Consider the following 26,398-nt stretch of genomic DNA (forward strand, 5'->3'; position numbering starts at 1 on the left):
CGGCGGGGGTGTTGCTCCACCCCTCGGTCGGGGCGTCCTGCCCCGACTCGGGGCCGCGGGCCATCCATGGCCCGCTTTCCGCAACACCCCCGCCACCCACCTCCGCGGATCGCCTCGCGGACTGTTGGGGGCGGGCAAAGGCAAAGCGAAGATCAGGGCCGGATGGGCCGAGTGGACTCATTGCGGGCAAAGACGGTGGTGTTTTGTAGGAGCGACGTAAGTCGCGACCCACTGACCTCGCGAGGTCTCTCGTTCAACGCGTTTCAGCAGTTCGATCGTGGCTCACGTCAATCGCAGCGCAGCCAGTGGTCAGTGGGTCGCGACTTACGTCGCTCCTACAGAAAAATCGTGGGTGCGTGCGACACAAACGCCGACGCGTTGTCCCCGAGGGGATTTGCCCAGAGCGGACATGGATGTCCGCGCCGGCGAGTCGGCCACGGGTGAGCGCAGGCGGCTTGCGCGGCACTGCCGCGCGCCTGTGCGAACGCCCGGCGCGCTGCGCCGGGCCGGACCGCGAAGCGGGCCGACCGAGCCGGTGGGCAAGATCCCCTCGGGGGCGCCGCTCTCCCCGAAGCCGGCGCCGCCACAGCCGTTGCCGTTGACTTCCTGCGTTGCTGCTGTCCCCGCTGCGCGCCAGATCGCTGACAGCGTCGATCCGCGAAAACTCAGTGCCGGAAGTGCCGCACGCCCGTGAACACCATCGCGATGCCGTGCTCGTCGGCTGCCGCGATCACCTCGCTGTCGCGCATCGAGCCGCCCGGCTGGATCACCGCCTTGATGCCGGCCGCCGCGGCCGCGTCGATGCCGTCGCGGAACGGGAAGAACGCATCGCTCGCCATCACGGAGCCCGGCACCACCAGTCCGGCTTCCTCCGCCTTCAGCCCCGCGATCCTGGCCGACACCACGCGGCTCATCTGGCCGGCGCCGACGCCGATCGTGCGCTGGTCCTTCGCGTAGACGATCGCGTTGGACTTAACGAATTTCGCCACCCGCCACGCGAACAGCAGGTCCGACAGCTGCGCGTCGGTGGGGGCGACCCTGGTCACCACCTTCAGTTCGTCGCGCGACACCTCGCGGTTGTCGCTGGTCTGCATCAGCAGGCCGGAACCGACGCGCTTGATGTCGAAGTTGTTGCGGCCCTCGCCGTGCGGGATTTTCAGCACGCGCACGTTGGCCTTCTTCTTCGCGTACTCCAGCGCCGCCGGCTCGTAGTCCGGCGCGATCAGCACCTCGACGAACTGCCGGTCGAGGATGGTCTTCGCCGTCGCCGCGTCGAGGGTCCGGTTGAACGCGATGATGCCGCCGAACGCCGAGGTCGCGTCGGTCGCGTAGGCGGCCTCGTAGGCCTCGCCGTTGCCGGCGCCGACCGCGACGCCGCACGGGTTGGCGTGCTTGACGATCACGCAGGCCGGTGCGTCGAACTGGCGCACGCACTCCCACGCGGCGTCGGCGTCGGCGAGGTTGTTGAAGCTCAGCTCCTTGCCCTGCAGCTGGGTGAAGGTCGCCAGCGTGCCCGGCACCGGCCACAGGTCGCGGTAGAAGGCGCCGGCCTGGTGCGGGTTCTCGCCGTAGCGCAGGTCCATCACCTTGACGAAGTTGCTGTTGTTCTGCGCCGGGAACAGCGCGCGGCTGCCGTCCCCAGCCAGCGACGACAGGTAGTTGCTGATGCAGGCGTCGTAGAAGGCGACGTTGTCGAACGCGGCCACCGACAGCGCGAAGCGGGTTCTGCCGCTGACCGCGCCATCGTTGCCGGCCAGCTCGGTGACGAGGTCGTCGTACTGCGCCGGATCGGTGGCGACCGCGACGCGGGCGAAGTTTTTCGCCGCCGAGCGCAGCATCGCCGGGCCGCCGATGTCGATGTTCTCGATGATCTCGTCGAAGCTGCTGTCCGGGTTGGCCGACACCTGCGCGAACGGGTACAGGTTCAGCACCAGCAGGTCGATCGCGTCGATGCCGTGCTCGGCCATCACCGCCTCGTCGACGCCGGCGCGGCCGAGCAGGCCGCCGTGCACGACCGGGTGCAGGGTCTTGACCCGGCCGTCCATCATTTCCGGGAAGCCGGTCGCCTCGCTGACGTCCTTCACCTGCAGGCCGGCCTCGCGCAGCGCCCTGGCGGTTCCGCCGGTGGACAGCAGTTCGACACCGTGGCCGGCCAGCGCACGGGCCAGTTCGACCAGGCCGGTCTTGTCGGAAACGGATAGCAACGCGCGGCGGATCTTCACCGGCGGCAGGGGGGCGGCAGTCATGGGGATTCCGGGCGTGGGGAAGCCCGCGATTATAGCGGCCGCGCCCGGCGCGGCCCCGGCCGGTCAGGCTAGCCCGTAGTCGCGCAGCTTCTTGCGCAGGGTCGCACGGTGGATGCCGAGCATCGCCGCGGCGCGGCTCTGGTTGCCCTCGCAGTGCGCGAGCACTTCGGCGAACAGCGGGATTTCCAGTTCGCGCAGCGCGATCTCGTACAGGTCGCCGTTGTCGCAGCCGTTGAGGTCGCCCAGGTAGCGCCGGATCGAGGTCGCGACGTGGTCGCGCAAGGGAACCCGCGGCCCCGGTCGGCTGGGTTCGGTACGGTTTGCTGCAGCGTTCAAAAAGGCGTCCCCCCAAGGACACAAGACGACCGTCGGGCGGCGCCGCGCGCCGCGAGCGTCCTGCGACGACGGGGGGACGAGTCTAGCGCGTGGACGCCGGCGGCGACACTCGGACGTTCGGCCGGACGGGTGCCACGCGGGAATCGCCGCGGACCGGCCGCGTGCCGCCGCCGTTGCGTGACCGCGGTTGCGGTTTCAGCGGAAGTCGAAGGTGAAGGCGACGATCTCGGGCGTCGGCTCGACCACCTCGAACCGCACGTTGGCGCTCTGGCCGGGCGCCAGCAGGGGTTCGGCGGCGGCCCCGCTACCGCGGTATTCGTCCGGCTGGAACACGCGCGCGGCGACCGGGATGCCGTCGACGTCCGACAGGCTCAGCCGCAGCGCCGGCCAAGGCTGCGGCCAGCGCGCGTCGTTGCGGAAACTGGCGGTGACCGCGAGCACGCCCGGCGCGCCGGCCTGTTCGACATTGCGCGCGAGCATGGTGAACGCCAGTGGTTCGCGCCACGGCGGCAGCTCGCACATGAGCGCGCTGCAGGTGGCGGCGATCAGCGGCCGCCAGCGCTCGCTCGCGGCCAGCGTCGCGCGCTGCGACAGCAGCAGTTGCACCACCAGCAGCAGGCCGAGCCCGGCGATCGCCAGCCAGGTCGGCCAGCGCCGGCCGGTCCGCGGCTTCGGGACGACGGTGCGGGCGAAGGTCGGTGCGGTGCGGCGCGGTTTGCGCGATGCGCCCGGGGCGGGCGCGGGACTGCGGGCCCGGGTTTTGGCGGACGCGGGTGCCGTCGCGATCGCTGCCGTGGGTGCGGGTGCTGCAGGCGCCGCGGTGACATCGGGCACGTCTGCGGGTGTCGATTCCGCTTCGGTAGCGACGTCGGGCGACAGCAGTCCCTCGCAGCGCGGACAGCGTTGCGGGGCGCCGTCGCGCGAGACGATCGACGCCACCAGGAAGCCACAGTGCGGGCAGGGGACGAACATCGCCGCAGTTTAGCCGAGCCGGTCGCGGCGGCCGCCAGCCACGCCGGTGCCGCCGGGCGTGACCGCGGTCAAGGATCGGCGGTCAGGACGCCGGGGTTGCGCGCCGCACGCCGTCGATGCGGATCCAGTCGTCCAGCTGTTCGACCGCGAGTTGCTCGAATGCGGACGCATACGCGGCGAGTACCTCGTCCTCCTGCCCGGCGAGGATGCCCGACAGCGCGATCCGCCCGCCCGGCGCGACCCGCGCGGCCAGCACGTCGGCCAGCGCCACCAGCGCGGTGGCGAGGATGTTGGCGACCACCACCGGGTAGTCCGCGGCCGGCTCGTCGTCGGGCAGGTGCACCGACAGGCGCTCGCCGACCTCGTTGCGGTCGGCGTTGTCGCGCGTGGCGGTCAGCGCCTGCGGGTCGTTGTCGACGCCGACCGCGCGTGCGGCGCCGAGCTTGAGCGCGGCCAGCGCGAGGATGCCCGAGCCACAGCCGAAGTCGAGCACGGCGGCACCGTCCAGCGAGCCGTCCCCGGCCAGCGTGTCGAGCCACTGCAGGCACAGCGCGGTGGTCGGGTGGGTGCCCGAGCCGAACGCCAGGCCGGGGTCGAGCCGCACCACGGCCGCATCCGGCGCATCGGCGCCGTCGGGCAGCTCGTGGTTCCACGGCACGATCCAGGTGCGGGCGCCGAACTTCAGCGGTTCGTACTGGTCGAGCCAGGCGCGTTCCCAGTCCTGGTCGGCGACCTCGCGGAAGCGTGCGCGCGACCAGTCGATGCCTTCGTCGGCCGCCGACAGCGCGTGCAGCAGCAGTTCCGGCGGGGTGCCGCCCTCGAACAGCGCGGTCAGCTCCATCTCGCCCCACAGCGGGGTCTGGCCGACGCCGGGTTCGAAGATGGCCTGCTCGTCGGGCGCGTCGGCGTGGGCGTCGGCCAGCGTCACCGCGAGCGCGCCGACGCTTTCCAGCGCGCGCTCGTGGCGCGGCTGGCCGGCTTCGGTGCAGGCGATGGTCAGTTCGAGGAAGGGCATGGCGTGGTTACGTCGCGATCAGCCGATCGACAGCGACTTCTCCTTCTGCTCCTTCAGCCGCTTCTCCAGGTAGTGGATGTTCTGGCCGCCCTGCTGGAAGCCGACGTCGGCCAGAATCCGCTGCTGCAATGGAATGTTGGTCTTGATGCCGTCGACGACCATCTCGCTCAGCGCCACCCGCATGCGCGCGATCGCGGTCTCGCGGTCGGGGCCGTGGACGATCAGCTTGCCGATCATCGAGTCGTAGTTCGGCGGCACGCGGTAGCCCTCGTAGATGTGGCTGTCGACGCGCACGCCGGGGCCGCCGGGGGCGTGGAAGTGGGCGATCAGGCCCGGGCTCGGCATGAAGGTGTCCGGGTCCTCGGCGTTGATGCGGCACTCGATCGCATGGCCCTCCAGCACGATGTCGTCCTGCTTCAGGCTGAGCTTGTGGCCGGCGGCGATGTTGAGCTGCTCGCGCACCAGGTCGATGCCGGTGACCATCTCGGTGACCGGGTGCTCGACCTGGATGCGGGTGTTCATCTCGATGAAGTAGAAGCGGCCGTTCTCGTACAGGAACTCGAACGTGCCGGCGCCGCGGTAGCCGATCCGGATGCAGGCCTCGGTGCAGACGCGGCCGATCTCGGCGCGCTGCTCGGCGGTGATCCCCGGCGCCGGCGCTTCCTCGACCACCTTCTGGTGGCGGCGCTGCATCGAGCAGTCGCGCTCGCCCAGGTGGATCGCGTTGCCCTGGCCGTCGGCGAGGACCTGGATCTCCACATGGCGCGGGTTCTCCAGGAACTTCTCCATGTAGACCATGTCGTTGCCGAACGCGGCCTTCGCCTCGGACTTGGTGGTCTGGATCGCGTTGGCCAGGTGCGCCTCGGTGTGGACCACGCGCATGCCGCGGCCGCCACCGCCGCCGGCCGCCTTGACGATCACCGGGTAGCCGATCTCGCGGGCGATGCCGATGTTGGTCTCGGCATCGTCGCCGAGCGGGCCGCCGCTGCCGGGCACGCAGGGGACGCCGGCGTCCTTCATCGCGCGGATCGCCTCGACCTTGTCACCCATCAGACGGATGGTCTCGGCCTTGGGCCCGATGAAGATGAAGCCCGACTCCTCGACGCGCTCGGCGAAGTCGGCGTTCTCGCTGAGGAAGCCGTAGCCCGGATGGATCGCCTGGGCGTCGGTAACCTCGGCGGCGGCGATCAACTGGGCCATGTTGAGGTAGCTGTCGGTCGACGGCGCCGGCCCGATGCAGACAGACTCGTCGGCCATCGCGACATGCTTGAGGTTGCGGTCGACGGTGGAGTGCACCGCGACCGTGCGGATGCCCAGGGCGTGGCACGCGCGCAGGATGCGCAGCGCGATCTCGCCCCGGTTGGCAATGACGACTTTATCGAGCATGGCTCACCCGATCACGAACAGCGGCTGGTCGAACTCGATCGGCTGGCCGTTCTCGGCGACCACCTTGAGCACGGTGCCGGAGACATCGGCCTCGATCGGGTTGAACATCTTCATCGCCTCGATGATGCCGAGGGTGTCGCCGGCCTTGACCGCCTGGCCGACGCTGACGAACGCCGGCTTGTCCGGCGCCGGGCTGGCGTAGAAGGTGCCGACCATAGGCGCGCGGACCACGTGGCCCTCGGGCAGGTCGCTGCTGGCCTTGGCCGAACCGCCGGTGGCGGCGTCGACCGGGGACTGCATCGGCATCGGCGCTGCGGCGGCCGGGGCGGCCTGCATCGGGACGTGGTGCTGCATCGCCGGCGCGGCCACCATGCCGCCGCTGGGCAGGCGGGCCAGTCGCACCGACTCCTCGCCCTCCTTGATCTCGATCTCGTTGAGGTTGGATTCCTCGAGCAGGTCGATGAGCTTCTTGATCTTGCGCAGGTCCATCGGAAGGGCCTCTTGGGTCGTGTGTGGGTCGGCCGCCGCGGGACGGGCGGCCGGACGGGTCTAGTGGGCGGCCGCCAGCCGGGCGAGGGCGGCGTCGAGCGCGTAGCGGTAGCTGTCGGCGCCGAAACCGGCGACCACGGCGACGGCGAGGTCGCTGAAGTAGCTGTGGCGGCGGAACGGCTCGCGCGCGTGCGGGTTGGACAGGTGGATCTCGTAGAACGGCAGCGCCGCCGCGGCCAGCGCGTCGCGCAGGGCGACGCTGGTGTGGGTGAAGGCGGCCGGGTTGATCAGGATCGCCGCGGTGCCGTCGGTACGGGCCGCCTGCACCCGGTCGACCAGCACGTGCTCGGCGTTGGACTGCAGCGCCTCCAGCTGGTGGCCGGCGGCTTCGGCGGTCGCGCGCAGGCCGGCGTCGATCTGCTCCAGCGTGGTGTGGCCGTAGACCTCCGGCTCGCGTTCGCCGAGCAGGTTGAGGTTGGGGCCGTGCAGGAGCAGCAGCTTGGCCATCGCGGACCGGGAAGTGGAAAAGGCCGGCAGTGTGGCGGAGCACCGCGCCGCTGTCCAGAAGTTGCCGGCCGTTTCGCCGAAGTTGTCGCGATTTAATCGACTGTTTGAATTTTGCCCGATCAGGCGGCCGGGCCGTTGCGGGTCAGTGCCCGACCCAGCCGTCGACCTCGCCGTGCTCGAACGGGCCGATCTTCTGCTTCACCAGCCGACCCTGCGCGTCGACCAGCACCGTGTACGGCAGCACGCCGCGGGCGTTGCCGAGCTGGACGCCGGTGTCGGCCGGGCCGGCGACGTCGAGCAGGATCGGGTAGTCGACCGGGGTGTGCTGCAGGAAGGCGCGCACGGCGTCCGGCTCGTCCAGCGCGATACCGACCACTTGCACGCCGTTCGCGCCCTGGGTGGCCGCGAACCGGTCCAGTTCCGGCATTTCCTCGATGCACGGGCCGCACCAGCTGGCCCAGAAGTTCACCAGCAGCGGGCGGCCGGCGTAGTCGGCCGGCAAGGTGGCGGGTTCGCCCTGCAGGTCGGGCAGGGTCAGGGGCGGGATCGGCTCGCCGCGCACGGCCACCGCCAGGCCGTCAGGCGTGGGTGGGGCGGTGGCGGTCATCGCCTGCTGCAACGCCTGCTGGCCCAGTTCGCTGCGCAGCAGCGGGCCGGGGCCGTTCATCAGCACCCCGGCGACCGCGCCGAGCAGGCCGGCGCCGAGTGCGACCAGCAGGACCTTGCCGGTCGACGTCACCGGTTGGCGTCCGGGTTGGCGCGGTCGGCGCGCGCGGCGAAGTCCGCGGCCCGCTCGAAGCCGAACAGGCGCAGGTCGCGGCGCTCCTCGCCATCGATATAGAACAGCGTCGCCGGCGGGCCGATGATCCCGAGCCGCTTCATCAACGCCTGGTCGACCGCGTCGTTGGCGGTCACGTCGGCCTTGAGCAGCACGAAATCGGCGAGCGCGGCGTGGACCACCGGTTCGGGGAAGGTGTACTTCTCCATCTCCTTGCAGGACACGCACCAGTCGGCATAGAAGTCGAACATCAGCGGTTGGCCGGCCTCGGCCGCCGCGGCGACCTCGCGGTCGAGGTCCTCCAGCGACTTGATCATGCGAAACGGCAGCTTGCGGTCCTCGACCGCGCCGCCGCGCAACCCGTCCAGCGGACGCAACGGGTCGCTGCCGCCGGCCAGCGCGCCGACCACCTGGGTCGCACCGGCGATGGCGAGCAGGCCGGCCGCGGTCCAGCCCAGCACCCGCAGCCAGTCACGGGCCTGCGAACGCGCCGCGGCCAGTGCCAGCGTGGCCGCCGCCGCGATCAGCAGCGCGCCCCACAGGCCCAGCGCGACCGGCCCCGGCAGCACCCGCGACACCATCCACACCGCCAGCCCAAGGAACACGAAGCCGAACGCGCGCTGCACCGCCACCATCCACGGCCCGCTGGTCGGCAGGCCCTTGCCGGCGGCCACGCCGAACGCCAGCAGCGGCACGCCCATGCCCATCGCCAGCATGAACAGCGCGGCGCCGCCGAACACCGGATCCTGGGTCTGGCCGATATACAGCACCGCCGCGGCCAGCGGCGGCGCCACGCACGGCCCGACGATCAGCGCCGACAGCGCGCCCATCACCGCCACCCCGGCCAGCGAGCCGCCGCGTTGGCGGTCGCTGAGCGCACCCAGCCGGCGGCGCAGCCCGGCCGGCAGCTGCAACTCGTACAGGCCGAAGCTCGACAGCGCCAGCGCCACGAACAGCGCCGCGAACGCCGCCAGCACCCACGGGTTCTGGAACGCGATCTGCAGGTTGGCGCCGACCAGCCCGGCGACCACGCCGGCAACGGTGAACACCAGCGCGCTGGACAGCACGTAGACGAACGACAACCCCAGCGCGCGCGCCGCGCCGAGGCCGCGCTCGTGCCCGGCCGAGGCGCCGGCGATCAGTCCCGACAGGATCGGGATCATCGGCAGCACGCAGGGGGTGAACGACAGCAGCAGGCCGAAGCCGAAGAAGCTCAGTAGCGCCCACCAGCGGTCCGGGCCGGACAGGGCGGCGGCCAGGCGGCTGTCCTCGGCGAGGCGGGTGGCGGTGTCGGTCGCGGACGTGTCGCCCGCGGCCGCGAAGGCGCCGGTTTCCGACTTGGAGCCGGCGCCGTTGTCGATCGATCCCGCGGCGATCGGCCCGGGGCTGTCCTGCGTGGCTACGGACGAGCCGGATTCCAGCGGGCGGTCCTCCGCAATCGCGCCGTCGGCCGCAGCCCCGTCGGCCGCGGACGCGCTGGCCGAACCACTCTCGGCCACGCCGGACGGTGCCGATGCGGCGGCGCCCGCGGACACCGTCGCCAGCGCCGGCAACGCCACCTCCACCGTCCGCGTCATCGGCGGGTAGCAGATGCCATCGTTCTGGCAGCCCTGGAAGCCGGCCCGCAGCCGGATCGTGGTCGCGGTGGCGGTCGCGCGGCGCAGCGGCACGGTCACCTCGACCGGGTCGAAATAGACCACCGTCTCGCCGAAGTAGCCGTCGCGGTGGCGCCGGCCCTGCGGCCACTGCGCGCGGCCCAGTGACACGCCGCCGCTGCCGCCGGCCAGCGCCAGCGTGGTCTGGTCGCGGTACAGGTAGTAGCCAGGTGCCGGCGAGAAACGCAGCCGCAGCGTGTCGCCGTCGTCGGCGATCGCCTCGAAACCGAAGGCCTGCTCCGGCGGCAGCGGCTCGTCGAAGCCACCCGCGGCGTCGAGCAGCGGATTGCCGGGCAGGCGCACCGGATTGGCCGCACCCGGGGTGCCGACACCGCCGAGCAGGCCGGCCCCGGCCGCGCCGGGCACCGGGTCGACCCCGCCGCCGGCCGGCAGTTGCACGGTGATCCGGCGGGTCTGCGGCGGGTAGCAGATGCCGGCGTCGGCGCAGCCCTGGTACTTGACCGTCAGCACGGTGGACGCCGCGCGCGGCTCGCCCGGCAGCGTCGCCACCAGGCGGTCGCGGTAGGTCTCGACCTTGCCGAAGAACTCGTCCTCGTACGGCGTGCCGGCCGGCATCCGCAGCTCGCCGGCGGCAAAGCCGGCGTCGGCCGCGACGCTGGTGCGGTGGCGGTACAGGTAGTAGCCGTCGGCAATGTCCCAGCGGATCTCGATCGCGCCGTCGGCCGCCGGCCGCGCGGCGAGCGCGAACGCCTCGTCGACCGGCAGCAGGTCCTCGGGGTCGATCGCCGCCTGCGCGGTCAGTGCCACCAGGCCAAGCAGGAGCGCCAGCCAGCGGCCGGCGGTGCGGGGTTCAGTCATTGCGTCGTGTCTGCGCGGCCACCCAGGCCAGGTACGGGGCGAAGCCGCCGGCGGCTTCGACCGCGACCAGCTCGGGAAGTTCATACGGATGCAGCACCTGCAGCCGCGCGGCCAGCGCGTCCAGGCGGTCGGCGGTGGTCTTGATCAGCAGCAGCACCTCGGCGTCGTGCTGGACCGCGCCTTCCCAGCGGTAGGTCGACTGCACGCCCGGCAGCCGGCTGACGCAGGCGGCCAGCCGCTCGTCGACCAGCGCTTCGGCGATCGCGCGTGCGCTGGCTTCGTCGGGGCAGGTGGAGAGGCAGAGCAGGACGGGCATCGCGGGCGCTCGGGAGTGACCGCATAGCCTAGCCCAGCTGTGCCGGCGCGGTCCGGCACAGCTTGGCGAAACGTGCCACCGGGCCGGACGCCGGCCGTCAGCTGGTGCGCGGGCGCCCGATCCGCCGCTGCGCGAGCTGCTCGACCACTTCCACCAGCGGCGCCCGCGCCCGCACCGGACTGTCGCGGAACGCTGTCAGCAGGCGCCGCTCCAGCGGGTCGTCGACCAGCAGCGCGTCGGCGGTGGCGATCGAGTCCATCTCGACCTGCTGCGACAGTGCCATCCGGCCGCGGCCGGTCGCCAGCCATTCGAACTGCACCCCGGTCACCATCGCGATCTCGCGCAGGTGGGCGGCGCTGGGCGATTTGCCGGGGTTGCCTTCCCAGTGGCTGACCGCGCTGCGCTGGACCCCGACCGCGGCGGCGAGCGCGGCCTGCGACAGCCCGCCGTGGCGGCGGGCGAGGCGGATGCGGAGGGCTGGTGTCATGGTCGGCTCCGGCCGCGCGCGCGGCGTCTGCGTGGAATTTGCGCTCCGCTACCGAAGGTAACGGAGTGCCTGAAATTAACATCAACTTGTTGTCTAACGGTAGCCATATGGAAGCTGAACATCGGTGCAGCTGAATATTCCGACGTTCGTCACGACTTTGCGTTACCGATAGAAACCATCCCACGTATGGAAAGAGATGGAAAAAGTGACCCGGTTGGGCCAATATCGCCGCCGGTCGACAAGGAGTCGGCCCGACATGGGGGTCCAAGGTCAGGGGAGAGGCGCGGGATGCGCCGCGCTCGGAAGCCGATCCCGAAACCGGAAGACGCGCCTCTCACCGAGGCGCGTCTTTTTTTTCGCCCGGCGCCAGCTCCGGCCCTTGAAAGGCCGGAGCCGCGCCCCATCTCCAGCGCAGTCCCGGGTTCCCGGGCGCGGCCGCTCCCGGACTTGGCACTCCACCGGGGCGACTGCTAGATTTCGCGTCCTTTCCCCACCCTTTCAACCACTTACGAGGTTGTAGAAATGAACATCAAGCCGTTGTTCGACCGCGTGGTCATCAAGCGCATGGAAGAAGAAAAGATGTCCGCCGGCGGCATCGTCATTCCGGATTCGGCCACCGAGAAGCCGATCAAGGGCGAGGTCATCGCGGTCGGCGAGGGCAAGGCCCTGGACAACGGCAGCGTGCGCGCGCCGAAGGTCAAGGCTGGCGACAAGGTCCTGTTCGGCAAGTACTCCGGCACCGAGGTCAAGCTCGACGGCACTGACTATCTGGTGGTGAAGGAAGACGACATCTTCGCGATCCTCGGTTGATCGCGGCGCGCTTCCGTTTCCCATTTCCCTTTTTTTGAACTTCTTTTGAGGTAATCCGCAATGGCTGCCAAGGAAATCCGTTTCGGCGAAGACGCGCGCTCCAAGATGCTGCGCGGCGTCAACACGCTCGCCAATGCCGTCAAGGCCACCCTGGGCCCGAAGGGCCGCAACGTCGTGCTCGACAAGAGCTTCGGCGCGCCGACGATCACCAAGGACGGCGTGTCCGTCGCCAAGGAGATCGAGCTGGCCGACAAGTTCGAGAACATGGGCGCGCAGATGGTCAAGGAAGTCGCTTCCCGGACCTCCGACAACGCCGGTGACGGCACCACCACCGCGACCGTGCTGGCCCAGGCGCTGATCCGCGAGGGCATGAAGGCGGTCGCCGCCGGCATGAACCCGATGGACCTCAAGCGCGGCATCGACAAGGCCGTGACCGGCGCCGTCGCCGAGCTGAAGAACATCTCCAAGCCGTCGTCGACGAGCAAGGAAATTGCCCAGGTCGGCGCGATCTCGGCCAACTCCGACAGTCAGATCGGCGACCTGATCGCCCAGGCGATGGACAAGGTCGGCAAGGAAGGCGTGATCACCGTCGAGGACGGTTCGGGCCTGGAGAACGAGCTGGACGTGGTCGAGGGCATGCAGTTCGACCGCGGCTACCTGTCGCCGTACTTCATCAACAACCAGCAGTCGATGCAGGCCGAGCTGGACGACCCGTTCATCCTGCTCTACGACAAGAAGATCTCCAACGTGCGTGACCTGCTGCCCGTCCTCGAGGGCGTGGCCAAGGCCGGCAAGCCGCTGCTGATCGTCGCCGAGGACGTTGAGGGCGAGGCGCTGGCCACCCTGGTGGTCAACACCATCCGCGGGATCGTCAAGGTCTGCGCCGTCAAGGCCCCGGGCTTCGGCGACCGTCGCAAGGCGATGCTGGAAGACATGGCCGTGCTGACCGGCGGCACCGTGATCTCCGAGGAAGTCGGCCTGCAGCTCGAGAAGGCGACCATCAACGACCTCGGCCGCGCGAAGAAGGTGCAGGTCTCCAAGGAGAACACCACCATCATCGACGGCGCCGGCGACACCGGCTCGATCGAGGCCCGCATCAAGCAGATCAAGGCGCAGATCGAGGAGACCTCCTCCGACTACGACCGCGAGAAGCTGCAGGAGCGCGTGGCCAAGCTGGCCGGCGGCGTGGCGGTGATCAAGGTCGGTGCCTCGACCGAGATCGAGATGAAGGAGAAGAAGGCGCGCGTCGAGGACGCCCTGCACGCCACCCGCGCCGCGGTCGAGGAAGGCATCGTCCCGGGCGGCGGCGTCGCCCTGATCCGCGCGCTGGCCGCGATCGCCACCCTCAAGGGTGACAACGAGGACCAGAACCACGGCATCGCGATCGCCCGCCGTGCGATGGAAGCCCCGCTGCGCGAGATCGTCACCAACGCCGGCGAGGAGCCGAGCGTGATCGTCAACGCGGTCAAGGAAGGCAAGGGCAGCTACGGCTACAACGCCGCCACCGGCGAGTACGTCGACATGCTGGAGGCCGGCATCCTCGACCCGACCAAGGTCACCCGCACCGCGCTGCAGAACGCCGCGTCGATCGCGGGCCTGATGATCACCACCGAGGCGATGGTCGGCGAGCTGCCGAAGAAGGACGAGCCGGCGATGCCGGCCGGCGGTGGCATGGGCGACATGGGCGGCATGGGCTTCTAAGCCGGTTCCATTGCGTCACTGCGATACGGAAGGCTCCGTCGGCAACGGCGGGGCCTTTTTCGTGCGGCGCCCCGGGACACATGCGAAACCGTCGTTTTTGAACCCGCGGGTTCTCTTTTGCACTGCAGCGTGCAATCGGCCTAACGCTTCCTTCACGATCGACCCGCATCCCGACGTGGGGGAGGGAGCAGGCCCGCAACCGGTTCGTCCGGGGCGGGCTTTTTTAATGCCTGCGGCCGGCCCCCGACCATTTCCCTTCCGGCCGGCTCTCCACGACCACCGACCAGCGGTACCGCCGCGTGGCCGGTCCGGCGTTGCACATACGTGCATTGCGCTCCCGCCCAACCCTGCTTATCGTTGCCGGGCGCGGGGGATAACCGTGACGCGAGTCACAAGTTATCGGAGAGAGCGCTGATGAAACGTTTGACCCTGAGTTTGGCCATCGCCGCGACGATGGCCGCCGGCGGTGCGCACGCGGAGACCTTCGTGGTGCAGGCCCGGTCACTGGCTTTCGACGCTGCGCTGGTGCAGCAGGTCGAGGTCCAGGGCGGGCAGGTCGTGGCCCGCTACCCGCAGATCGGCGTGGCGATCGTCGACTCCGACGCGGGCTTCCCGCAGCGTGCGCGGCGCCTGCGCGGGCTGGAGTCGGTCACCGCCGACCGCGTGCTCGAGTTCGGACTGCCCGAGACGGTCCCCGCCCTCGACTTCGCCGAGGCCGCGGCCAATCCGCCGGACAGCGGTGATGACGACTTCTTTTTCGACATGCAGTGGGGCCATGACGCGGTGGACGCGCCGGAGGCCTGGGAACGCACCGGCGAGCGTGGCGCCGGCGTGCGGGTGGCGATCCTCGATTCGGGCATCGACTGCGACCACCCGGACCTGCAGCCCAACCTCAACGCCGGCCTGAGCACGTCGTTCGTCGCCGGCGAGACGGTGTGCGAAATGCCGGGCGGCTTCAACCACGGCAGCCACGTCGCCGGTACGGTGGCGGCGGCCGACAACGCCTTCGGCGCGATTGGTATTGCGCCGGAGGCGGAGATCGTCGCGGTCAAGGTGCTGTCGGCCTACACCGGCTCGGGCAGCTTCGCCAGCATCATCGGCGGCATCGTCTACGCGGCCGACGCCGACGCCGACCTGGTCAACATGAGCCTGGGCGTGCGCGGCGGGCTGCCGGTGACGCCGGAGACCCACAGCCTGGCCGGCGCGGTGCAGCGGGCGCTGACCTATGCACGCCAGCAGGGCACCACGGTGATCGCCTCGGCCGGCAACGACGGCATCGACTTCGATACCGCCACCGACCCGTACGGCAACCGGCTGATCGCGTTCCCGGGCGGCCTGCACGGCGTCATCGGGGTGTCGGCGACGGCGCCGGCGGGCTGGGGCCTGAGCCCGATGACCGACAAGGATCTGCTGGCGCACTACAGCAGCCATGGCAAGGTGGTGGTGAACTTCGCCGCGCCCGGCGGTGACTGGGACTACCCGGGCAACGAGAACTGCACGATCGCCGGAATCACCCGCCCGTGCTTCGTGTTCGACTATGTCTTCAGCACCACCAACGGGGGCTGGACATGGGCGGCGGGGACCAGCATGGCGGCCCCGCACGTGACCGGCGTGGCTGCGCTGATCATCGGTGCCAACGGGGGCGACATGGACCCCAGCGAGGTGCTGTCGGCGCTGACGCACGGTGCCGACGACATCGGCGATCAGGGAATCGACGCGTTCTACGGCCGCGGCCGGGTGAACGCGGACCGCTCGCTGTAACGCGGCAACGGCCGGTCGCCTGCGGGCGGCCGGCCCCGGCGGGTGCGTGCGATCATCCGCGGCGATGAACCACGCCCCCGTCGACTCCCTGCCCGCCGACGCCGCCGACCCCGTCCGGCACGCGGTCGAACGCCTGCGCGCCAGCGCCGACGGGGGCGTCGCGCTGTCCGTTGGCGATGTCGACCGGCTGGCGCGGCTGGCGATCGCCAGCGACTTCGCGGTCGACACCCTGGCGCGGCAGCGCGCGTTGTTCGCACGCCTGCTCGCCGACGACGGTGCCGCCGCGCTGCCGCCGCCGGTGCTGGAGCCCGGCAACCGCGGCGACTGGGCCGCGTTGCTGCGCCGCTACCGCACCGCCGAATCCACCCGGCTGGTCTGGCGCGACGTGCACGGCCTCGACGACGTCGAGGCCACCCTCGCCGGCAGCACCGCATTGGCCGACACCTGCCTGCGCCTCGCCCACGACGCGCTCGAAGCCGAGTTCGCCGCCCGCCATGGCGTGGTCCGTGACCCGGATGGCCAACCGGTGCGGCTGGTCGTGTTCGGCCTCGGCAAGCTCGGTGGCGGCGAGCTCAACTTCAGTTCCGACGTCGACCTGGTGTACGGCTACGAACACGACGGCGAGTCCGATGGCGCGCGCCCGCTGGCGGCCGAGTTGTGGTTCTCCCGCCTCGGCCAGCAGCTCGCAAAACTGCTCGACGAGGTCACCGCCGACGGCTTCTGCCACCGCGTCGACCTGCGCCTGCGGCCGTACGGCAACGCCGGGCGGGTGGCGTGGTCGTTCGCGGCAATGGAGCAGTACTTCCAGCACGAGGGCCGCGACTGGGAGCGCTACGCGTGGCAGAAGGCGCGGGCGGTGGCCGGTGACCTCGGCGCCGGCGAGCGCTTCCTCGACGTGCTGCGGCCGTTCGTCTACCGCCGCTACCTCGACTACGGCGCGCTCGACGGGCTGCGTGCGATGAAGGCGGCGATCAGCGCCGAGGTCGCGCGCAAGGAGCTGGCCGACGACATCAAGCGCGGCCCCGGCGGCATCCGCGAGATCGAATTCCTGGTGCAGGCGCTGCAGCTGATCCGTGGCGGCCGCGAGCCGGAGCTGCGCGAGCGGGGCCTGCAGGTGGCGCTGGCGGCGCTGGTCGAGGCCCACCAGGTCGAACCCGACGCCGGCGCCGCGCTGAAGGCGGCGTACCGGTTCCTGCGCCGGCTCGAGAACCGCCTGCAGATGCTGCGCGACGCCCAGGTCCACGCGCTGCCCGACAGCGCGACCGACCGCGCCCGTATTGCCGTGGCGCTGGATCACCCGGACTGGCCGGCGCTGCGCGACGCGCTCGACCACCACCGCGCGCTGGTCAGCGAGGAGTTCGCCGCACTGCTGGCGCCGCGCCGGCGCCCGCAGGCGGCCGATGCGCTGGCGACCTACTGGCAGGCGCTGCGCGCGGCCGGCGACGCATCCGGCGGCGACGCCGAGGTGCTGGCCGACGCCGGCTTCACCGAGCCGCGCGAGGCCGACGCGCTGCTGCGCGACTTCGCCCGCAGCCCCGGCGTGCGCGGCCTGTCGGACGGCACCCGGGCCCGGCTCGACCGGGTGCTGCCGGCGCTGCTGCAGGGCGCGGCGCGCTCGAGCCAGCCGTTGCTGGCGCTGCGGCGGCTGGTTGCGCTGCTGCACAACATCCTGCGTCGCAGCGCGTACCTGGCCCTGCTCGATGAACAGCCGGCGGCGCTGGCCCGGCTGGTCGAGGTGGTCGGTCACAGCGCGCTGCTGGCCGAGCGCCTGGCGCTGCATCCGCTGCTGCTCGACGAACTGCTCGACTCGCGCGTGGGTGGCCCGCTGCCCGGCCGCGACGAGCTGGTCGAGGCCTGCGTGATGGTCGCCAGCGACCGCGACGACACCGAACCCGACGACACCGAGGCCGTGCTCAATGCGCTCAACGAGGTGCGCCAGGCGCTCAGCTTCCGCATCGCGATGGCCACCCGCGACGGCCGCCAGCCGGCGGTCGACAGCGCGCGCCAGCTGGCCTGGCTGGCCGACGGCGTGGTCCGCCGGGTGCTGGCGCTGGCCACCCGCGAGGTCGCCGCCGCGCACGGCCGCGTGCCCGGCGCGCGTTTCGCCGTGCTCGGTTACGGCAGCCTCGGCGGCGAGGAGCTGGGGTTCGGCTCCGACCTCGACCTGGTGTTCCTGTACGACGCCCCCGCGGATGCCCAGTCCGACGGCGCGCGCGCGCTGGATGCGTCGCGCTGGTTCGCCCGGCTCGCGCAGAAGGTGGTGGCGCTGCTCGGAACGCCGTCGGCGGCGGGGCGGCTGTTCGACGTCGACGTGCGGCTGCGGCCCGACGGCGCCAAGGGCCTGCTGGTGTCGTCGCTGGCCAGCTTCGCCGACTACCAGCGCAACCGCGCGTGGACCTGGGAGCACCAGGCGCTGGTGCGCGCGCGCTGCCTCGCCGGCGACGCCGGGCTGTGCGCGGACTTCGGCACGGTCCGCGGGCAGACCCTGGCGCGCGAGCGCGACCCGGCGCAGGTGCGCGCGGACGTGTCGAAGATGCGCGGGCGGATGCGCGCCGAGCTCGACCGCAGCGATGCCGCCGGGTTCGACCTCAAGCAGGGCGAGGGCGGGCTGGTCGACCTCGAGTTCCTGCTGCAGGCGCTGGTACTCGACCACGCCGATGCCCACCCGGCGCTGCTGGAACCGCGCGACACCCCGGGGCTGGTCGACGCGCTGCAGCACGCGGGCGTGTTCGACCGCGCCACCGCCGAGGCCCTGCACGCCGCCCACGCGACGCTGCTCGCGCGCGGGCTGGAATGCACGCTGGACCGCCGCGCCCGCCGGGTCCCGCCGGACGACGGCATCGAGCAGGCGCGCGCGGCGATTCGTGATGCGGCGCGAGCGCATGGGCTCGATTTCGCCGGCGTAGCCACCGCGAACCCGTAGGAGCGGCTTCGGCCGCGATCGTGGAACCGGCGCCGCCGGACCACCGCCCGGTCGCGGCTGAAGCCGCTCTACAAGCGGGCGGCCCGGTCGTCCAGCCCCAGCCGCTGGCGCACCTCCGCCGCGACCCGCGCAGTCTCGCGCAGCGGCGTCACCGCGAACGTCGCCAGGGCGTCGTCCACCGGCCGCAGCCGGCCCAGCCCGAGCAGGCTGTCGACGAACCGCCTTGGTCGCCCGCGCAGCTCGTCCAGACCGGCGGCGAATACCGGCACCGCGGTCGCGCAGGCCTCCGACAGCATGTTGACCGAGTCCGCGGTGCAAACGATCCGGTCGGCCCAGGCGAGCATGCCGGGGTACAGGTTGCCGCCGTCGCCGGGCCCGTTGAGCACCACGTTGGACTTGCCCGACAGCCGCGTGCGCAGGCGCGCCAGCACCTCGGCCGGGGTCCGCCGCGAGGTGGTGACCAGCAGGCAACCGTTTTCCGCGTCGACCCGCTGCAGCAGCCGCGCGACCAGCGCGTCGATCCGCGCCGGCTCGAACCGCGCATGCGCGCTGGTGCCACCCAGCAGCAGGGTGGTGCGCGGCTTTGCGAGCGTGCCCAGCGCGGTGAAGTGCGCACGCGCCGCCGCAAGCCAGTCGTCGTCGACCGGGTGCAGGCTGCCGAGCAGGCGGATCACGTTGGCGCCCTGCAGGTCGTCGTGCTCGGGCGCGATCACCAGGTCCCAGTGCCGCGGCGCGATCCTCGGGTCGAGGATCTGCACCGCGCGGCTGCCGCGTGCACGCAGCAGCCGGGTCGCCAGCGCCGCCTGCCGCCCGCAGCCGATCGCCAGCGCCGGTGGTGCATCGAGCGCGCGGGCGAAGTCGCTGCCGAAGGCGTGCCGCGCGGCCGGCAGCCGCCGCGGCGCGAGCCAGCGCCACGGTGCCCGCGCTTGCAGGGTGCAGTTGCGTGCCCGCCCGCCCAGCGCCGCCGCCAGCGCCTGCGCCTGCCGCAGGTTGCCGGCATGCCCGTCGGTGACGGTCCAGAGAAACGGAGCGGACGATTGTTGCACTGGTGTACGTAATCCGTTGCGGAGGGGGTGGGTGTTGCGGGATAGGCGAAACTCTACACTTGCCCCAGCCGTCGCGGCCGACCCGCGACCCACGAACCATGGAGACAGTGAATGCCCTCGACCCCGAACGCACCCGGACGCGCCCTCGACGCAGCGTCGCTGGACCAGCTCTTCCGCACCGCCCGCACCCACAACGAACTGGGCGGCGACGTCGGTGACGAGGACCTGCGCCAGCTGTACGACCTGCTCAAGTGGGGCCCGACCAGCGCCAACATGGGGCCGGCCCGGTTCGTGTTCGTGAAGTCGGCCGACGCCAAGGCCAAGCTCGCCCCGGCGCTGGACGAAGGAAACCGCGCCAAGACCATGGCCGCGCCGGTGACGGTGATCGTCGGCTTCGACGAGGACTTCCACGAAAAGCTGCCCTACCTGTTCCCGCACACCGACGCCAAGAGCTGGTTCGACGGCCCGCGCGAGGGCCGCAGCGTCGCCGCCTTCCGCAACGGCACCCTGCAGGGCGCCTACCTGATCCTCGCCGCCCGCGCGCTGGGCCTCGACACCGGCCCGATGTCGGGCTTCAACAACGCGATGGTCGACGAGGCCTTCTTCGCCGGCACCACCATCAAGTCGAATTTCCTGGTCAACCTCGGCCATGGCGACCCCGACAAGCTGTTCCCGCGTTCGCCGCGCCTGGCCTTCGACGAGGCCGCGCGGATCCTCTGATCCCGTATCCACAACGACTTTCCCGGAGACACCCCCATGTTCAACAAGCTCGCCCTTGCCGCCGCGCTGGCCGCCGCCAGCACCGCCGCCTACGCCGATCCCGTCACCTACACGATCGACCCGACCCACACCGACGTGATCGCGCAGTGGAGCCACTTCGGCTTCTCCAACCCGACCGCGCACTTCGGCCAGGCCGACGGCACCATCGTCTACGACGCCGACGACGTCGCCGCCTCCAGCGTCGAGGTGACCCTGCCGCTGGCCGGGCTCAACAGCTACACCGCCAAGTTCGACGAGCACCTGCGCAGCAGCGACTTCTTCGACGCCGCCGCGTTCCCGGTCGCGACCTTCAAGAGCACCAGGGTCGAGGCCGCCGGCGAGGGCAAGCTGAAGGTCACCGGCCTGCTGACCATCAAGGACAGCAGCAAGCCGGTCGTGCTCGACGTCACCCTCAACAAGGTCGGCGAGAACATGGCCGGCCAGCCGGCGATCGGCTTCGACGCGACCACCACCATCAAGCGCACCGACTTCGGCGTCGGCATGTACGCCCCGGCGGTCAGCGACGAGGTGAAGATCCGCATCACCACCGAAGCCGGCGTGCCGAAGGCGGAGTGACCGCATGATCATCGAACGCCCGTCCGCCCGCCGTGGCCGCGGCCCGGCAAGCGTCGCCTGGCTCGACAGCCGCCACACGTTCTCGTTCGGCGACTACTACGACCCGGCGTGGATGGGCTTCGGCGTGCTGCGGGTGATCAACGAGGACCGCGTCGCTCCCGGCGCGGGCTTCCCGACCCACGGCCACGCCAACATGGAGATCCTCAGCTACGTGCTCGACGGCGCGCTCGCGCACGAGGACAGCAGCGGTGGCGGCGGGGTGATCCGTGCCGGCGAGGTGCAGTGGATGAGCGCCGGCCACGGTGTGCGGCACAGCGAGTTCAACGCCTCGCAGACCGCACCGGTGCACTTCCTGCAGATCTGGCTGCAGCCGGACCGGGTCAACGCGGCGCCGGCCTACGCCCAGCGCGAGGCCGCCAGCGGCGATGGCTGGCGGTTGCTGGCCTCGCCGGACGGTCGCGACGGCAGCCTCGGCATCCGCCAGGACGCGCTGCTGTGGAACGCGCGCCCGGCCGCCGACGCCGTGCTGGAGCGTGACCTCGACCCCGGCCGGCGCTACTGGCTGCACCTGGCGCAGGGCGCGGCGGAGGCCAACGGCCGCCTGCTGGAGGCCGGCGACGCGCTCGGCTTCGAGGCCGAGTCCGGCCCGCTGCGGGTGACCGCCCGTGGCGCCGGCGCCGACGTGCTGCTGTTCGATATGCCCGGTTGACCCGGCTGCTAGACTGCGGCCCTCGCACCACCTTGCCATCGACATGACCGCAGCCGCCCACGACCACCCGACCCAGGCCAACGCCGAGCGCCGCTACACCGTCACCCGCGCCGACCTGCCGCTGAGCTGCCCGCTGCCGTCGATGGCGCTGTGGAACTCGCACCCGCGCGTGTACCTGCCGATCGAGGCCGAGCGCGAGTGCGACTGCCCGTACTGCGGCGCCCATTTCGTCCTCGAAGACTGAGGCCCGCGGGCCCGCGGCCGTGCGCCGGCTGACCGTCGTCCAGCTGCTGCCGGCACTGGAGTCCGGCGGGGTCGAGCGTTCCACCCTCGAGATCGCCCAGGCGCTGGTCGAAGCCGGCCACCGCGCGCTGGTGGTGTCGGCCGGCGGCCGGCTGGTGCCACGGCTGCAGGCGTCCGGCGCCGAACACGTCCGCCTCGACATCGGCCGCAAGTCGCTGTCGACCCTGCGCCAGGTCCGCCCCTTGCGCGCGCTGCTGCGTGACGAACACGCCGACATCGTCCACGTGCGTTCGCGGCTGCCGGCCTGGGTCGGCGTGCTGGCGCTGCGCGGCATGGGTGCCGACCGGCCTCGGCTGGTCAGCACCGTCCACGGCCTCAACTCGCCGTCGCGCTACAGCGCGGTGATGGCCCGCGGCGAGCGCGTGGTCTGCGTGTCCGACACCGTGCGCGACTACGTGCTGCGGCATTACCCGCGGACCGATCCCGGCCGGCTGCGGGTGATCCCGCGCGGGATCGAGCCGGCGATGTTCCCCCCGGCTCCGCTGCCCGACCGCGACGCGCGCGCGTGGGCGGCCGCGTGGCATCCCGCGCTGGGTGGCGACGGCCCGCTGCTGCTGCTGCCCGGCCGCGGCACCCGCCTGAAAGGCCACGCCGATGCGCTGCGGTTGCTCGCCGGCCTGCGCACCGGTGGCAGCGACGCCCGGTTGTGGATGCCCGGCGCGCGCGATCCCGCCCGCGCGGCCTACGTCGCCGAGCTGGAAACGCTCGCGCGGGAACTGGGCATCGACGACGCCCTCGCGCTGACCCCGCCGACCGATGAGATCGCCCGCGCCTACGCCGCCAGCGACCTGGTGCTGCAGCTTTCGCGCAAGCCCGAAGCGTTCGGTCGCACCGTGGTCGAAGCGCTGTCCTGCGGCCGGCCGGTCCTGGGCTGGGCCCACGGCGGCGTCGGCGAACTGCTGCGCGAACTGCAGCCGGCCGGCGCGGTCGAGCCGTTCGACGCGGACGCGCTGCTGGCCCGCGCCGGCGAGCTGCTGGCCCCGCTGCCGGCCGCAGCCGGTACGATGCCGGCTCCCCATCCACTGCTGGCGCGCTACACCCTGTGCGCGATGCAGCAAGCCACGCTGGCCGTCTATGCCGAACTCGCCGACTGAATCGCCCGCGATGCCGATGCCCGCCACGCCGCCCGACGGCGCGGCCCCGGGCTGGCGCTGGGCGCCCGCCTGGATCCTCGCCTACGTCGCGCTGTGGCCGGCGCCGGGCTATGCCGAGGGCGTGCTGGTGCTCGGCGCGCTGCTGGCGATCTTCCGGCTGGTGTCGTCGCGCTTCCGCGGCGGCAACCGGCTGCTCAGCCACCAGGCCTGGGCGCTCACCAGCGTGCTGTTCTTCGCCTACTGGCTGCCGGAGCTGGTGTCCGCGTTCGATTCGGTCGACCCGGGACGGGCGCTGCGCGAAGCGGCGGTCGACCTGCGCTACCTGCCGTTCCTGTGGCTGGTGGCCTCGGCGGTGGCCAACGGGCGCGGCCGGCGCACGACCTTCGGCGGACTGGCGGTGATCGTCGCGGTGTGGACGGTCGATGCGCTGCTGCAGGCGCTCATCGGCACCAGCCCGCTGTTCTTCGGGATCGACTCGATCAAGCAGGCGATCAGTGGCCACGGCATGTGCAGCGCCGAGGAGCTCGTCGGGCTCGACCGGCTCAGCGGCATCCTCGGGCCATGCAACCTCAAGCTCGGCATCGTGCTGGCGAGCCTGTCGCCGTTCCTGCTGCACGCGGCCGGCAAGCGCTTCAGCCACGTCGGCTGGCTGGTCGCGGCGGCCGCGATCGGCGTGGTGCTGGTGCTGGCCGGCTCGCGCGCGTCGTGGGTGACCTACGCGCTGGTGCTGGTGCTGTCGGGCTGGCGCGTGCTGGGCTGGAAGAAGCTGATCGGCGTGTTCGCCTTCGGTGCGGTGATGGTGGCGGTGCTGGCGGTGACGTCGCCGCAGGTGCGCGAGCGGATCGTCCGCACCACCCACGTGCTGGCGGCGGACGAGGAAGGCGTCGACGTGGCGCTGTCGGGACGCAGCCGGATCTGGGGGGCGGCGGTGTGCATGGCCACCGCGCATCCGTTCAACGGCGTCGGTGCGCGCGGCTTCCGCGAGGCGTTCCCGGCCTGCGACCCCGAGCGCGGCCAGCCGGCGCAGTGGGGCGAGGGCCCGGCGCTGCATGCGCACCAGATCGTGCTGGAAGTGCTCAGCGAGACCGGCCTGTTCGGCCTGCTGATGTGGCTGGCCGGCGCGGCGCTGGCGTGGCGGGCGTGGCGCTACGCCGACCCGCCACAGCGCGAGCACGCGCGCCCGGCGATGCTGGCGCTGGTGGTGACGGTGTTCCCGTTCAACACCCACCTGGCGTTCTACTCGACCTTCTGGGGCGGGCTGACGCTGCTGCTGGCCGCGCTGTACGCCGGCAGCCTGCTGGCCCGGCCGGTGCCGGCACCCGCAAACGGTTGACGCCGCCTCAGCGGTAGGGCGATTCCATTCCCGGCGGGCGCCGCTTGAAGCGCCGGTGGATCCACAGGTACTGGCTCGGCGCCTCGCGCACCATCGCCTCGATCGCGGCGTTGACCCGGGTCGAGTCGGCCACCGGGTCGTCGGACGGGAAGTCCGCCAGCGGCGCGCCCAGACGCAGCACGTAGTCGCCACCTTCGCGCCGGTGGAAGAACGGCACCACCGCGCAGCCGGTCATCCGGGCGAACTGATGGGTCGCGGTGATCGTCGCCGCCGGCACGCCGAAGAACGGCGCGAATACCGTGTCCTTGCCGCGCATGTCCTGGTCGGGCGCGTACCACAGCAGCCCGCCCTGCTTGAGGTGGCGCATCGCCGGTCGCAGCTCGGCGTTGGCGAACATCGCGCTGGCGTAGCGCAGCCGGCCGCGCTTGACCGCCCACTCCATCACCGGGCTGCGGTGGCGGCGGTACATCCCGGCCAGCGGCAGGTGGTCGCACATCAGCCGGCCGCACATCTCCAGCGTCAGGAAGTGGCCCGACACCAGCAGCACGCCACGGCCCTGCGCGCGGATCGCCTCGATGGCCTCGACGCCCTCGATCCGCACGCCGCGGCGCATCGGCGCCACCGATCCCCACCACGCCCGGGCGAACTCGAACAGGCCGATGCCGAGGTCGCGGAAACTTTGCCGCAGCAGCGCCTCGCGCTCGGTTTCGGGCATGCCGGGGAAACACAGCGCGAGGTTGGCGCGGGCCGCGCGGCGGCGCTCGCCCGCCAGTGCGAAGGCCAGCACGCCGACGCCCGTGCCGAGCGCGCGCTGCAGCGGCCACGGCAGCCGCGCCGCGAGCCAGCAGAGGCCCAGCGCGCACCAGGTCGGCCAGTGGCGCGGGCTTTGCGGCGGCGTGCCGGCGGAGGTCGGAGTTGCGGAATCGGCCATGCGCGGATTCTAGCCGGCGACGACGGGACGCCCCGTCCACTGAAGTATCCTGCGCGGATGCGGATCGACCCCATCGAGCGCCTGCTTCGCGCGCTGTACTCGGCTGCGCTGTACCTGCTGGTGCCGGTGACGGTGTACCACCTGATCTGGCGTGGCTTCCGCCAGCCGGCGTACTTCCAGCGCTGGCACGAGCGCTACGCGCGCTATCACGACGCCGCAGGCCCGCGCGTGCTGTGGCTGCACGCGGTGTCGGTCGGCGAGGTCAACGCCGCGCTGCCGCTGGTCAACGCGCTGCGCCGCGGCCGGCCCGACCTGCGGCTGCTGGTCACCACCATCACCCCGACCGGCTCGGAGCGGGTGCGGGCGATCTGGGGCCACGACGTCGAGCACGTCTACCTGCCGTACGACCTGCCCGGCGCGGTCGACCGGTTCCTGCGGCACTACCGCCCGCACGCCGCGCTGATCATGGAGACCGAGCTGTGGCCGAACCTGCTGTTCGGCTGCCGCGACCGTGGGGTGCCGGTGTTCATCCTCAACGCACGGCTGTCGGAGCGCTCGCTGCGTGGCTACCGGGTGCTGGCGCCGCTGGTCGGCCGCGCACTGCGCACGGTCCACACGGTCGCCGCGCAGTCGCTGGCCGACGCGGTCCGGTTCGTGCGCCTGGGCGCTCGCTCGGAGCAGGTGGTCGAGGTCGGCAACCTCAAGTTCGACGTCGCCGTGCCGGAGGCGCTGGATGCCTTCGCCGCCGAGTGCCGCCGCCACTGCGGCGAGCGGCCGGTGTGGATCGCGGCGAGCACGCACGAGGAGGAGGAGGCGCCGGTGATCGCGATCCACCGCCGGCTGCGCGCGCGGTTCCCGGACCTGCTGCTGCTGTGGGCGCCGCGGCACCCGGAGCGGTTCCGGGTGGTGGCCGAGCACGCCCGCGCGGCCGGCTGGCAGGTCGGCACGCGGTCGCGCGCGCGCTGGCCGCAGCCGGGTGATGGCGTGTTCCTGGTCGACACCCTAGGCGAGCTGATGAACTTCTACGCCTGCGCCGACGTGGCTTTTGTCGGCGGCAGCCTGCAGCCGGTCGGCGGCCACAACCTGCTGGAGCCGGCCGCGGCCGGCACCGCGATCGTGACCGGCCCGCACCTGCACAACTTCGCCGAGATTTCCCGCCGGCTGGACGAGGCCGATGCGCTTGAGGTCGGCGCCGATGCCGAGGCGGTCGGCGACGCGCTGGCCACCCTGCTGGGCGACGCCGACGCACGCGAACGCATGGCCGAGGCAGGGCGCAAACTGGTGGAGACCGGGCGCGGCGCGCTCGCGCAGACGCTGGTGCTGTTGCAGCAGGTGCTGCCGCCGGCCCAGACCCGGCCGCCGGGCCCGTAGGAGCGGCTTCAGCCGCGATCGGGCAATCGATCGCCGGTGCCGATTCCGATCGCGGCTGAAGCCGCTTGTGTCTTC

Annotated in this window: 24 protein-coding genes; 11 read left to right on the forward strand and 13 right to left on the reverse strand. The window is 71.8% G+C overall.

Going from position 1 to position 26,398, the window contains the following annotated elements; translation table 11 throughout:
* Positions 1-665: 665 nt before the first annotated feature.
* The 11 genes from purH to N799_RS08425 form a co-directional block, all read right to left on the reverse strand.
* Positions 666-2,246, reverse strand: a complete 1,581-nt coding sequence (gene purH / locus N799_RS08375; protein ID WP_036210731.1) for a bifunctional phosphoribosylaminoimidazolecarboxamide formyltransferase/IMP cyclohydrolase — start codon at positions 2,244-2,246, stop codon at positions 666-668.
* Positions 2,247-2,309: 63 nt separating this feature from the next.
* Positions 2,310-2,582 carry a DNA-binding transcriptional regulator Fis gene (gene fis / locus N799_RS08380; protein WP_036210734.1) on the reverse strand — a complete coding sequence of 91 codons (273 nt, stop codon included), beginning with the start codon at positions 2,580-2,582 and terminating at the stop codon, positions 2,310-2,312.
* 195 nt (positions 2,583-2,777) lie between these two features.
* Entirely contained in the window at positions 2,778-3,554 is a 777-nt protein-coding gene (locus N799_RS14715) for a DUF3426 domain-containing protein (RefSeq protein ID WP_152597863.1), read from the reverse strand.
* An 82-nt stretch (positions 3,555-3,636) separates the two neighbouring features.
* Positions 3,637-4,569 (reverse strand): 50S ribosomal protein L11 methyltransferase, encoded by a 933-nt coding sequence (gene prmA, locus N799_RS08390; protein ID WP_036210737.1) that lies wholly within the window; start codon positions 4,567-4,569, stop codon positions 3,637-3,639.
* A gap of 18 nt (positions 4,570-4,587) precedes the next feature.
* On the reverse strand, positions 4,588-5,955 hold the full coding sequence (accC, locus tag N799_RS08395) for an acetyl-CoA carboxylase biotin carboxylase subunit (RefSeq protein WP_036210740.1): 1,368 nt from the start codon (positions 5,953-5,955) through the stop codon (positions 4,588-4,590).
* Between the two features lie 3 nt (positions 5,956-5,958).
* Entirely contained in the window at positions 5,959-6,444 is a 486-nt protein-coding gene (gene accB / locus N799_RS08400; RefSeq protein WP_036210744.1) for an acetyl-CoA carboxylase biotin carboxyl carrier protein, read from the reverse strand.
* Between the two features lie 60 nt (positions 6,445-6,504).
* Complete coding sequence (locus tag N799_RS08405; protein ID WP_036210747.1) at positions 6,505-6,951, reverse strand: type II 3-dehydroquinate dehydratase; 447 nt, start codon at positions 6,949-6,951, stop codon at positions 6,505-6,507.
* A 142-nt stretch (positions 6,952-7,093) separates the two neighbouring features.
* A complete protein-coding gene (locus tag N799_RS08410) occupies positions 7,094-7,690 on the reverse strand; it encodes a TlpA family protein disulfide reductase (protein WP_238978856.1) in 597 nt (198 codons plus the stop codon).
* Positions 7,687-10,203: a protein-disulfide reductase DsbD gene (locus tag N799_RS08415; protein ID WP_052101373.1), complete on the reverse strand. Its 2,517-nt coding sequence runs from the start codon at positions 10,201-10,203 to the stop codon at positions 7,687-7,689. Before N799_RS08415 ends, N799_RS08410 begins: the two co-directional genes overlap by 4 nt.
* Positions 10,196-10,519 (reverse strand): divalent-cation tolerance protein CutA, encoded by a 324-nt coding sequence (gene cutA / locus N799_RS08420; protein ID WP_036210750.1) that lies wholly within the window; start codon positions 10,517-10,519, stop codon positions 10,196-10,198. The genes N799_RS08415 and cutA overlap by 8 nt, the downstream gene beginning before the upstream one ends.
* 97 nt (positions 10,520-10,616) lie before the next feature.
* Complete coding sequence (locus tag N799_RS08425) at positions 10,617-11,006, reverse strand: helix-turn-helix transcriptional regulator (protein WP_036210753.1); 390 nt, start codon at positions 11,004-11,006, stop codon at positions 10,617-10,619.
* Between the two features lie 522 nt (positions 11,007-11,528).
* On the opposite strand from N799_RS08425, the gene groES reads away from it, so the two are divergent.
* The 4 genes from groES to glnE all read left to right on the forward strand — a co-directional run bounded on the left by groES (position 11,529) and on the right by glnE (position 18,201).
* Positions 11,529-11,816 carry a co-chaperone GroES gene (groES, locus tag N799_RS08430; protein WP_036210755.1) on the forward strand — a complete coding sequence of 96 codons (288 nt, stop codon included), beginning with the start codon at positions 11,529-11,531 and terminating at the stop codon, positions 11,814-11,816.
* Between the two features lie 60 nt (positions 11,817-11,876).
* Positions 11,877-13,517 carry a chaperonin GroEL gene (gene groL / locus N799_RS08435; RefSeq protein WP_036210758.1) on the forward strand — a complete coding sequence of 547 codons (1,641 nt, stop codon included), beginning with the start codon at positions 11,877-11,879 and terminating at the stop codon, positions 13,515-13,517.
* 414 nt (positions 13,518-13,931) lie between these two features.
* Positions 13,932-15,278: a S8 family serine peptidase gene (locus N799_RS08440; RefSeq protein ID WP_081974840.1), complete on the forward strand. Its 1,347-nt coding sequence runs from the start codon at positions 13,932-13,934 to the stop codon at positions 15,276-15,278.
* Between the two features lie 64 nt (positions 15,279-15,342).
* A complete protein-coding gene (gene glnE / locus N799_RS08445; RefSeq protein ID WP_036210761.1) occupies positions 15,343-18,201 on the forward strand; it encodes a bifunctional [glutamate--ammonia ligase]-adenylyl-L-tyrosine phosphorylase/[glutamate--ammonia-ligase] adenylyltransferase in 2,859 nt (952 codons plus the stop codon).
* Between the two features lie 68 nt (positions 18,202-18,269).
* Here glnE and N799_RS08450 read toward each other — a convergent pair whose 3' ends face one another.
* A complete protein-coding gene (locus N799_RS08450; protein ID WP_036210765.1) occupies positions 18,270-19,247 on the reverse strand; it encodes a mitochondrial fission ELM1 family protein in 978 nt (325 codons plus the stop codon).
* A 111-nt stretch (positions 19,248-19,358) separates the two neighbouring features.
* Between N799_RS08450 and N799_RS08455 the strand changes: the two genes are divergently transcribed.
* Genes N799_RS08455 through N799_RS08480 form a run of 6 tightly spaced genes read left to right on the forward strand, consistent with a single transcriptional unit; the run spans position 19,359 to position 24,021 of the window.
* Positions 19,359-19,967, forward strand: a complete 609-nt coding sequence (locus tag N799_RS08455) for a malonic semialdehyde reductase (protein ID WP_036210768.1) — start codon at positions 19,359-19,361, stop codon at positions 19,965-19,967.
* A gap of 36 nt (positions 19,968-20,003) precedes the next feature.
* Complete coding sequence (locus N799_RS08460; protein ID WP_036210772.1) at positions 20,004-20,582, forward strand: YceI family protein; 579 nt, start codon at positions 20,004-20,006, stop codon at positions 20,580-20,582.
* A 4-nt stretch (positions 20,583-20,586) separates the two neighbouring features.
* Positions 20,587-21,291: a pirin family protein gene (locus N799_RS08465; protein WP_152597864.1), complete on the forward strand. Its 705-nt coding sequence runs from the start codon at positions 20,587-20,589 to the stop codon at positions 21,289-21,291.
* A gap of 43 nt (positions 21,292-21,334) precedes the next feature.
* Positions 21,335-21,535 carry a zinc-finger domain-containing protein gene (locus N799_RS08470; protein ID WP_036210775.1) on the forward strand — a complete coding sequence of 67 codons (201 nt, stop codon included), beginning with the start codon at positions 21,335-21,337 and terminating at the stop codon, positions 21,533-21,535.
* Between the two features lie 19 nt (positions 21,536-21,554).
* Positions 21,555-22,688, forward strand: coding sequence for a glycosyltransferase (locus N799_RS08475; protein ID WP_036210778.1), 1,134 nt, complete (start codon positions 21,555-21,557; stop codon positions 22,686-22,688).
* Positions 22,669-24,021, forward strand: coding sequence for an O-antigen ligase family protein (locus N799_RS08480; RefSeq protein ID WP_036210781.1), 1,353 nt, complete (start codon positions 22,669-22,671; stop codon positions 24,019-24,021). The genes N799_RS08475 and N799_RS08480 overlap by 20 nt, the downstream gene beginning before the upstream one ends.
* A gap of 7 nt (positions 24,022-24,028) precedes the next feature.
* Here N799_RS08480 and lpxL read toward each other — a convergent pair whose 3' ends face one another.
* Positions 24,029-24,952 carry an LpxL/LpxP family Kdo(2)-lipid IV(A) lauroyl/palmitoleoyl acyltransferase gene (gene lpxL / locus N799_RS08485; protein WP_036210784.1) on the reverse strand — a complete coding sequence of 308 codons (924 nt, stop codon included), beginning with the start codon at positions 24,950-24,952 and terminating at the stop codon, positions 24,029-24,031.
* Between the two features lie 57 nt (positions 24,953-25,009).
* Here lpxL and waaA point away from each other — a divergent pair, with 57 nt between their 5' ends.
* Positions 25,010-26,323 carry a lipid IV(A) 3-deoxy-D-manno-octulosonic acid transferase gene (waaA, locus tag N799_RS08490; protein WP_036210788.1) on the forward strand — a complete coding sequence of 438 codons (1,314 nt, stop codon included), beginning with the start codon at positions 25,010-25,012 and terminating at the stop codon, positions 26,321-26,323.
* Positions 26,324-26,398: the final 75 nt, after the last annotated feature.

Origin of the sequence: Lysobacter arseniciresistens ZS79 (assembly GCF_000768335.1) — a bacterium.
GTDB classification, from domain to species: domain Bacteria; phylum Pseudomonadota; class Gammaproteobacteria; order Xanthomonadales; family Xanthomonadaceae; genus Novilysobacter; species Novilysobacter arseniciresistens.